Source organism: Peribacillus tepidiphilus (assembly GCF_009466385.1).
In the GTDB taxonomy this organism is placed as follows: domain Bacteria; phylum Bacillota; class Bacilli; order Bacillales; family DSM-1321; genus Bacillus_BN; species Bacillus_BN tepidiphilus.
The window spans coordinates 69,773-77,663 of record NZ_WIAQ01000016.1 but is presented as its reverse complement, the minus strand read 5'-3'; the positions used below and the strand labels follow the sequence as shown (position 1 = coordinate 77,663).

The following is a 7,891-nucleotide window of genomic DNA, read 5'->3' as shown; positions in this document are numbered from 1 at the left end:
GCAGCGGGACAGGTGAGACCCCACAGGCGCTGCACGCCGAGGAGGCTCACCGCCCGCCCCGCGGAAAGCGAGCATCCTGGAGCGGAAATCAACCTATCCTCACTACTTGTTAAAAAGCAACAAAGTTTGCGAAAACAGCCTTTACTATAAAGTGAAACTTCCATAAGTGGGGGGCTTTATTCCCACTGATTAGCCTGAGGCCCACAGGATGTGGTTCACACAGACGTTGCCACACGATGTGGCGTTTTTAGTCTGTGATCCTTATGTTCGGGCTTTTATGGGCAGTTGACACCCACATAGTACTTCATCAATACCACTAAGCCTTGAAGTGGGGGTCTTACTGCCTGTTAATGCGGGATAAAAAGTTCAAAAAGATGTAACATTTTTATTATAATCCTTTAAGTGGAAGAAGGAAAATGAATGTCGATGATAATATCCGAATATTATAACATCTTCTTATTTTTATCGTTCGACATTTAAGTAATTAGTTACTGATAAAAAGGAAAAAATCCAACACTACCACTCAGAAATCGAACGTGGTAAAATAGAGTAGAATTTTCAAAAAACGTATCAAGCTGTCCGCTTTAGATTAGCGGCACATAACAAGGAGGATGGCAATGAGTCAATTAGCGAAGCAAGATGAGCAAGTGTTTCAAGCGATTCAAGATGAATTAGGTCGTCAACGATCAAAAATCGAATTGATTGCTTCAGAAAACTTTGTTAGTGAAGCGGTCATGGAAGCGCAAGGGTCTGTATTAACAAACAAGTATGCAGAAGGCTATCCAGGCAAGCGCTATTACGGAGGCTGTGAGTATGTAGATGTGGTAGAGGAATTAGCTCGTAATCGCGCCAAAGAAATTTTTGGAGCTGACCATGCAAACGTTCAGCCGCACTCTGGAGCCCAAGCAAACATGGCTGTTTACTTTACGGTTTTAGAGCCTGGTGATACGGTCCTTGGAATGAACTTGTCCCATGGTGGTCACTTAACCCACGGAAGCCCGGTAAACTTTTCAGGTGTGCAATACAACTTTGTCGAGTACGGTGTAGATGAAAAAACACATTTGATTAACTATGATGACGTGTTAGAAAAAGCAAAACTACATAAGCCAAAGCTGATTGTAGCAGGTGCAAGTGCCTATCCTCGTGCAATTGATTTCAAGCGTTTTAGGGAAATTGCGGATGAAGTAGGAGCTTATTTAATGGTCGATATGGCTCACATTGCGGGTCTTGTTGCTGCTGGGCTTCATCAAAATCCAGTTCCTTATGCAGAGTTCGTAACAACAACGACGCACAAAACGCTTCGCGGACCACGTGGAGGAATGATCCTTTGTAAAGAGGAATTTGCTCAGAAAATCGATAAAGCGATTTTCCCTGGAATCCAAGGTGGACCACTCATGCATGTTATTGCAGCAAAAGCTGTTGCATTTGGTGAGGTATTGAACGGAAACTTTAAAGAGTACGCCCAAAACATTTTGGATAATGCAAAACGTTTAGCTGAAGGATTAAAGAAAGAAGGCTTTACCCTTGTGTCTGGCGGAACAGACAATCATCTTCTTCTTGTGGACCTGCGCTCTACAGGATTAACAGGAAAAGTGGCGGAAAAAGTTTTAGATGAAATTGGTATTACTGTTAATAAAAACACCATTCCTTACGATCCTGCAAGCCCATTTGTAACAAGTGGAATCCGTATCGGGACTGCAGCGGTTACGTCTCGCGGCTTCAAAGTTGAGGACATGGATGAAATTGCAGCCATCATTGGATTAGCCCTTAAAAATCATGAAGACGCAGCGAAGCTTGAAGAAGCGAAAAAGCGCGTTGGAGCTTTATCAGGTAAGTACGAATTATATCCTTCTTTATAAAAAATTTTATGCCACTCCGATATATCGGGGTGGTATTTTTGTAGTGTGGTAACGGGCTTGAGAGTATCCTGAAATTGCGAGTAAAATGCTAACTTGCCAGCGAAGACCTTCCATTAGCGAGTATTTCAGGTAAACCGGCAAGTAATGTGGTAACTTGGAGGGGAAAGAGTAATGAGGTAACCAGTGAGAAAATGCCATCTTCCAGCTTCTCTGTTAAGAAGAAAAGGTGAGTATAAAAATAATGAAAAATAAAATATTTTTACATTTTGCAAACTTCTAAATATCTCTGTTGCTGATTCAATTTTTTTTCTGTAAAATGAACAGAAGTGTGGTTTTTTGTAATTCATTTCATAAAAAGGAGAGATCCTGAATGGCTAAGGTTTATGTTTTTGACCATCCATTGATTCAGCACAAACTTACATATATCCGTGAAAAGTCAACAGGTACAAAAGAGTTTCGCGAGCTAGTAGATGAAGTAGCAACCCTTATGGCATTCGAAATAACAAGAGATTTGCCGCTTGAAGAGGTAGAAATCGAAACTCCTGTAAGCGTATCAAAATCCAAGGTGCTTTCAGGTAAGAAATTAGGAATCATTCCTATTCTTCGCGCCGGAATTGGTATGGTTGATGGTATTTTGAAATTAATCCCTGCTGCAAAAGTAGGACATATTGGTTTATATAGAGATCCAGAAACGCTTAAACCAGTAGAATATTATGTAAAGCTTCCAAGTGACGTAGAAGAAAGAGATTTTATTGTTGTCGACCCAATGCTAGCTACAGGCGGATCTGCAGTTGAAGCCATTAACTCCTTAAAAAAGCGCGGTGCAAAAAACATTAAATTTATGTGCTTAATTGCTGCTCCAGAAGGTGTCGAAGCTGTTAAGAAAGCGCACCCTGATGTGGATATTTACATTGCTGCTCTTGATGAAAAGCTTAATGAAAAGGGCTACATTGTACCGGGATTAGGAGATGCCGGAGACCGTTTATTCGGTACAAAATAATATAAACCACGATTGGATCGTAAGTCTTCATACAAAAAGGAGCGTACCCGAAAGTTGTCGGGTCGCTCCTTATTCTTCTTAGAAGGAAACTTTTGTATAAGATTTCTCTCCTTAGACCGATCTATTTGAGTGACGACCGATATCTAGGATGCAACGACCGATATAATAGAATGACGACCGATATCTAGGATGCGACGACCGATATAATAGAATGACGACCGATATCTAGGATGCGACGACCGATATAATAGAATGACGACCGATATCTAGGATGTGACGACCGATATAATTTGAATAACAACCGAATTCTTGCCTCTAATGACCAATACATCGGATTGACAACTGATTTCCTATGGAAAAACCATTTTATTTAAAGATTTTTCATTTAATTTTTTAGTTTAGTGGCAACTTTAGAAAATAGATTAGTTCATTCTAAAGACCGTATACATAAAGGAAAGCCCTGATCTTTTGATTTAAGCGAAAAACTTAGAGTTTTAATCAAAACCTCCTCTGATTTAATCGAACCTCCTCTCTATTTAAGTGAACCTTCAAATATAAGGAAAACCTAATTTAATCGAACCTCCTCTCTATTTAAGTAAACCTTCAAATATAAGGTAAACCTAATTTAATCGAACCCTCCTCTGATTTAATCGAAATTCCTCTCTATTAAGTGAACCTTCAAATATAAGGTAAACCTAATTTAATCGAACCTCCTCTAATTTAAGCAAAACCCCTCTCTTTTTAAGTGAACCTTCAAATACAAGGCAAAACTACGAAAATATGGTGTGTTGATGAACAGCAATTATAGCCTTAATCTCACTCCCCCAAAAAAACCTCCCGCTCTCAAAAAAATCCAGTTCCTAATCTCGTGAACATGAATAGCAATACGCTTGAGTGTAAACCTATAGTCAGGAGGATGATTCGTTTGAGAAGTATATTTCTGACTTTTTGTTTGATAGGGCTCCTGACCTTGCCGGTTAATGCAAGAGAATTAGTGATCCCCAAAATACCTAAGCCCTCACAAGAAGAGGTGATCGCCATTATTACACTTCATGATCATGATTCTTCAACTAATATCCATGGCATTAAAAAGGAATATCCGAATATGGAGCTGAGGAATATTTTTGTTCATGCCCTGAATGGATTTTCTGTCAAAGTGAAAAGAAAAGATCTGTCTCTATTAAAGGAAGATTCCCGATTCGATCTGGTTTCTGAGGTCGTTACATATAAGCCAACATTAGATCATAGTGTCCCGTTTATCGGGGGAGACCAAATGAGAGGGTTTTATGACGCCCAGCACAGACGTCTTACTGGAAAAGGAGTAAGAGTGGGTGTCGTGGATACTGGTATGGATTATCATCATCCTGATTTAAAACGTTCTTACCAAGGAGGAAAAGATCTTGTAGACAATGATAATGATCCAATGGAAACAAAAGGAGAAAAACAGCTTGCGACGCTTCATGGAACGCATGTGGCCGGAATCATTGCAGCTAACGGTCGCCTAAAAGGAGTAGCGCCTGAAGCGGAGATTATCGCATACAGAGCACTTGGTCCAGGTGGTTATGGCACAACGGAGCAAGTCATTGCTGCAATTGAACAAGCGATAAAGGATGAGGTAGACATCTTAAATCTTTCGTTAGGCAACAATGTGAATGGTCCTGACTTGCCAATTACAAAGGCTTTAAATAAGGCAGTCGAAAAAGGAATTATTGCGGTCACTTCAAACGGGAATTCGGGCCCTGGCATTTGGACAGTTGGATCGCCCGGGACTTCCTACAGAGCGATTTCGGTTGGTGCATCTACTCCCCCACTGAATTTACCGTTTATTAAAATCGGATTAGGTAGTCGAGCACAAGAAATCGGCTTGCTTCCAATCGAAGGAACAAAGAAGTGGGATTTTCCTCTACCAGAAGAGCTTGTATTAGCAGGAATCGGGAAAAAAGGGGATTTCAAAGGAGCAAGAAATAAAATCGCACTAGTAAAACGAGGAGAACTAACCTTCCAAGAAAAAATCAGCAATGCTGAGAAAGCAGGAGCAAAAGGTGTCATTATTTATAATAATACAAAAGGAAATTTTTTAGGGAATGTAGAGAAGAAAACACAGATTCCTGCAGCTGCTCTATCAAAAGAGAATGGTGAAAAGCTCAAGGCTTTGCTCTTAAAAGAAAAGATGATCCCGATCACAACCATATATAGAAGAGATCAGGATAAAATTGCAGCCTTCAGCTCAAGAGGACCTGTAACGGTTAATTGGGAAATTAAACCCGATCTTGTCGCTCCTGGGGTAGCCATCAGAAGTACAATCCCAAATGGATATAAGATTCTTCAAGGAACAAGTATGGCTTCTCCTCATGTGGCGGGAGCATGCGCGCTTCTTAAGCAAGCTCACCCTGAATGGACAGCCGTACAAATGAAGTCAGCCCTTATGACTACGGCTAAGCTATTATCGAATGAAAAGGGAGAATTGTATCACACGTACGAGCAAGGAGCGGGAAGAATCCAAATTGAAGAAGCTGTTAAGGCTGATACCTTCATTGATCCTAGCTCACTTACTTTTGGCTTATATGAAAACCTTAGAGGAGAAGCTCAGCATCAGAAAACCATTACAATTGAAAATAAGGGAAAAAGAACGAAACATTTCTCATTTAAGATGCCTTTAGATGAACCAGGTCTTGTCTGGAAGCTACCGATTTCCTTTTCGTTAATGGCAGGAGAAAAAAAAGAGGTAAAAATCGGTCTGTCTGTGAACCCGAAGAAATTGAAAAAAGGAATTTATGATGGATATCTACAGATTCATGAGGATTCCAAAACTCTTCATATCCCCTATTTATATGTAAAAGAAGAACCTGATTATCCAAGAGTTATGGGATTTGAAATGGGAGCAGGAGATAATGGGGAAACTTTGCGTTACGAGCTGTACCTTCCAGGAGGAGCAGACGAGATGGGAATTGCCCTCTATGATGCAGATACCTTTCGTTTTTCGGGATTTCTCGATACAGCAGTGAATGCACCAAGGGGACTTCGAGAAAAGGTTATCGAAAAAATGAAGCTGCCGCCCTCAGGAACCTATTATGCGGTAATTTTTGCTAAAAAGGGAAGCAAGGAGGATCGAATTGAAACCTCGATTGTCATTCCGTAAACTCACTTCCCTAAAAAATGACTAATTTTGATAAAAATGTGAACAATCAATAGGTTGTGAGATTTTTATTGTTGACGCATTGACAATACAAATAGCCTATTGTATGCTAACAAAGGGTATAAAATGATAGGGTTTTCAGAAAATTTTGTTCAGTTTATTTTCTCACTTCTCCATAATGGATACATAAATTACTCGTTTGAAAAAATTTTGCGAGGATGCAACATGCGTCAAAATAATCGCCACCCTTTTCAAGCAATGGCTCTCATGTCAGCTATTCTTTCACAGTTAGTCGGATCCCTTTTGATCGGCCTCTTTTCAGGGAGATGGATGGATCAGAGATTTGACACCGAACCTCTATTCTTAGTGTTGGGTCTTCTAATAGGACTTGCTGCAGGTATATTATCGATACTTCGCACAATCCGAAAATATTTCTCAGGAGATTAAACCATATAATGCCAGAATTAGAATTAATGTTTATCAGGCAGCGAAAGTACATGTTGTTTCTTTTGGCTATTTATGTATTAGGAGCCGGATTTAGTTCTTATCAAACGATTTTCCTGGGTTTAATACTGGGTACAACCCTAAGTCTTTTCATTTTTTGGTCCATGGTCAAAAAACACAGGAAATTTACTAAAGCGGCAGATGAAGGAAAAAAAGTAAAGTCTCTTGGTACCTTAACTAGGATGTCAATAGCGGCTTTAGCAACAGTCATCGCTATGAAATATCCTGAACAGTTTCACTTGATAAGTGTGGTAATAGGATTAATGACTGGTTATTTGGTCATTATGATAGATTTTTTTATTCAAAAATTACGACAGAAGTAAAAAAAGAGAGGTGAATACTGTTGAATCATGAAGCTCCTATCAAGGAATTTTTGGGATTGAATTTCAACATGGCAAACGTCATGATGATAACAATTGCCAGTCTTATAGTCTTCATTATTGCTGTAGCGTCTACTCGCCGTCTTGCGTTAAAGCCAACCGGAATGCAAAATTTTATTGAATGGGTTATGGATTTCGTTAAAGGCCTAATTAACAGCACGATGGATTGGAATACAGGCGGACGCTTTCTTTTACTGGGAATGACCTTAATAATGTACATATTTGTTTCAAATATGTTAGGGTTACCTTTCTCAGTCGTGGTAGGACATGAGCTTTGGTGGAAATCACCTACAGCAGATCCAACAATTACCTTAACGTTAGCGGTTATGGTAGTAGGGTTGTCCCACTATTATGGTGTTAAAATGCTGGGTGCAAAAGGATATCTAAAAAGCTATTTTCAACCAATGAGTTTCATGTTTCCTTTGAAAATTATTGAAGAGTTCTCAAACACTCTTACTTTAGGTCTGCGACTTTACGGTAATATCTATGCTGGTGAGATTCTATTATCATTGCTTGCAGGACTTGCAACAAATGGATATGTGAATGGAATTGGCAGTGGTATTTTAGGATCAGCTATGGCAGCTGTGCCAATGCTTGCATGGCAAGGCTTCAGTATTTTTGTAGGTACAATCCAAGCTTTTATTTTCACAATGTTAACAATGGTTTTTCTTTCACATAAAGTGAGCCAGGACCATTAATTATAAAATTATTTTTAGAAAAATACACTTACATTCTTAAGGAGGAAATTTAACATGACAGGTTCTTTAGGTCTAATAGCAGCTGCAATTGCAGTTGGTTTAGGTGCATTAGGTGCTGGTATCGGTAACGGTCTTATCGTAGGACGTACAATTGAAGGTATGGCTCGTCAGCCAGAAGCTCGCGGCATGCTTCAAACTACAATGTTTATCGGGGTTGCATTAGTTGAGGCCCTTCCTATTATCGCCGTTGTTATCGCGTTTATTGTAATGGGTAAATAAGATTAATTAAGTTGTTCAATAATGGCGAAGATCAT

At 39.6% G+C, this 7,891-nt stretch carries 8 protein-coding genes; 7 read left to right on the top strand and 1 reads right to left on the bottom strand.

Going from position 1 to position 7,891, the window contains the following annotated elements:
• Positions 1–617 precede the first annotated feature (617 nt).
• Both GD441_RS10355 and upp read left to right on the top strand, forming a co-directional pair.
• The gene (locus tag GD441_RS10355; protein ID WP_153126358.1) at positions 618–1,859 is read left to right on the top strand and encodes a serine hydroxymethyltransferase; all 1,242 of its coding nucleotides are present in this window, start codon (positions 618–620) and stop codon (positions 1,857–1,859) included.
• 370 nt (positions 1,860–2,229) lie between these two features.
• On the top strand, positions 2,230–2,859 hold the full coding sequence (gene upp / locus GD441_RS10350; protein ID WP_153126357.1) for a uracil phosphoribosyltransferase: 630 nt from the start codon (positions 2,230–2,232) through the stop codon (positions 2,857–2,859).
• Between the two features lie 184 nt (positions 2,860–3,043).
• On the opposite strand, the gene GD441_RS10345 is transcribed toward upp, so the two are convergent.
• Positions 3,044–3,190: a hypothetical protein gene (locus GD441_RS10345; protein ID WP_153126356.1), complete on the bottom strand. Its 147-nt coding sequence runs from the start codon at positions 3,188–3,190 to the stop codon at positions 3,044–3,046.
• 585 nt (positions 3,191–3,775) lie between these two features.
• On the opposite strand from GD441_RS10345, the gene GD441_RS10340 reads away from it, so the two are divergent.
• From GD441_RS10340 to atpE, 5 genes are all read left to right on the top strand, one after another.
• Entirely contained in the window at positions 3,776–5,998 is a 2,223-nt protein-coding gene (locus tag GD441_RS10340) for a S8 family serine peptidase (RefSeq protein ID WP_191992152.1), read from the top strand.
• 222 nt (positions 5,999–6,220) lie between these two features.
• Positions 6,221–6,442, top strand: coding sequence for an AtpZ/AtpI family protein (locus GD441_RS10335; protein WP_153126355.1), 222 nt, complete (start codon positions 6,221–6,223; stop codon positions 6,440–6,442).
• Positions 6,443–6,450: 8 nt separating this feature from the next.
• Positions 6,451–6,822 carry an ATP synthase subunit I gene (locus tag GD441_RS10330; protein ID WP_153126354.1) on the top strand — a complete coding sequence of 124 codons (372 nt, stop codon included), beginning with the start codon at positions 6,451–6,453 and terminating at the stop codon, positions 6,820–6,822.
• 20 nt (positions 6,823–6,842) lie between these two features.
• Positions 6,843–7,577 (top strand): F0F1 ATP synthase subunit A, encoded by a 735-nt coding sequence (gene atpB, locus GD441_RS10325; RefSeq protein ID WP_153126353.1) that lies wholly within the window; start codon positions 6,843–6,845, stop codon positions 7,575–7,577.
• 54 nt (positions 7,578–7,631) lie between these two features.
• Positions 7,632–7,856, top strand: coding sequence for a F0F1 ATP synthase subunit C (gene atpE, locus GD441_RS10320; RefSeq protein WP_153126352.1), 225 nt, complete (start codon positions 7,632–7,634; stop codon positions 7,854–7,856).
• Positions 7,857–7,891 lie beyond the last annotated feature (35 nt).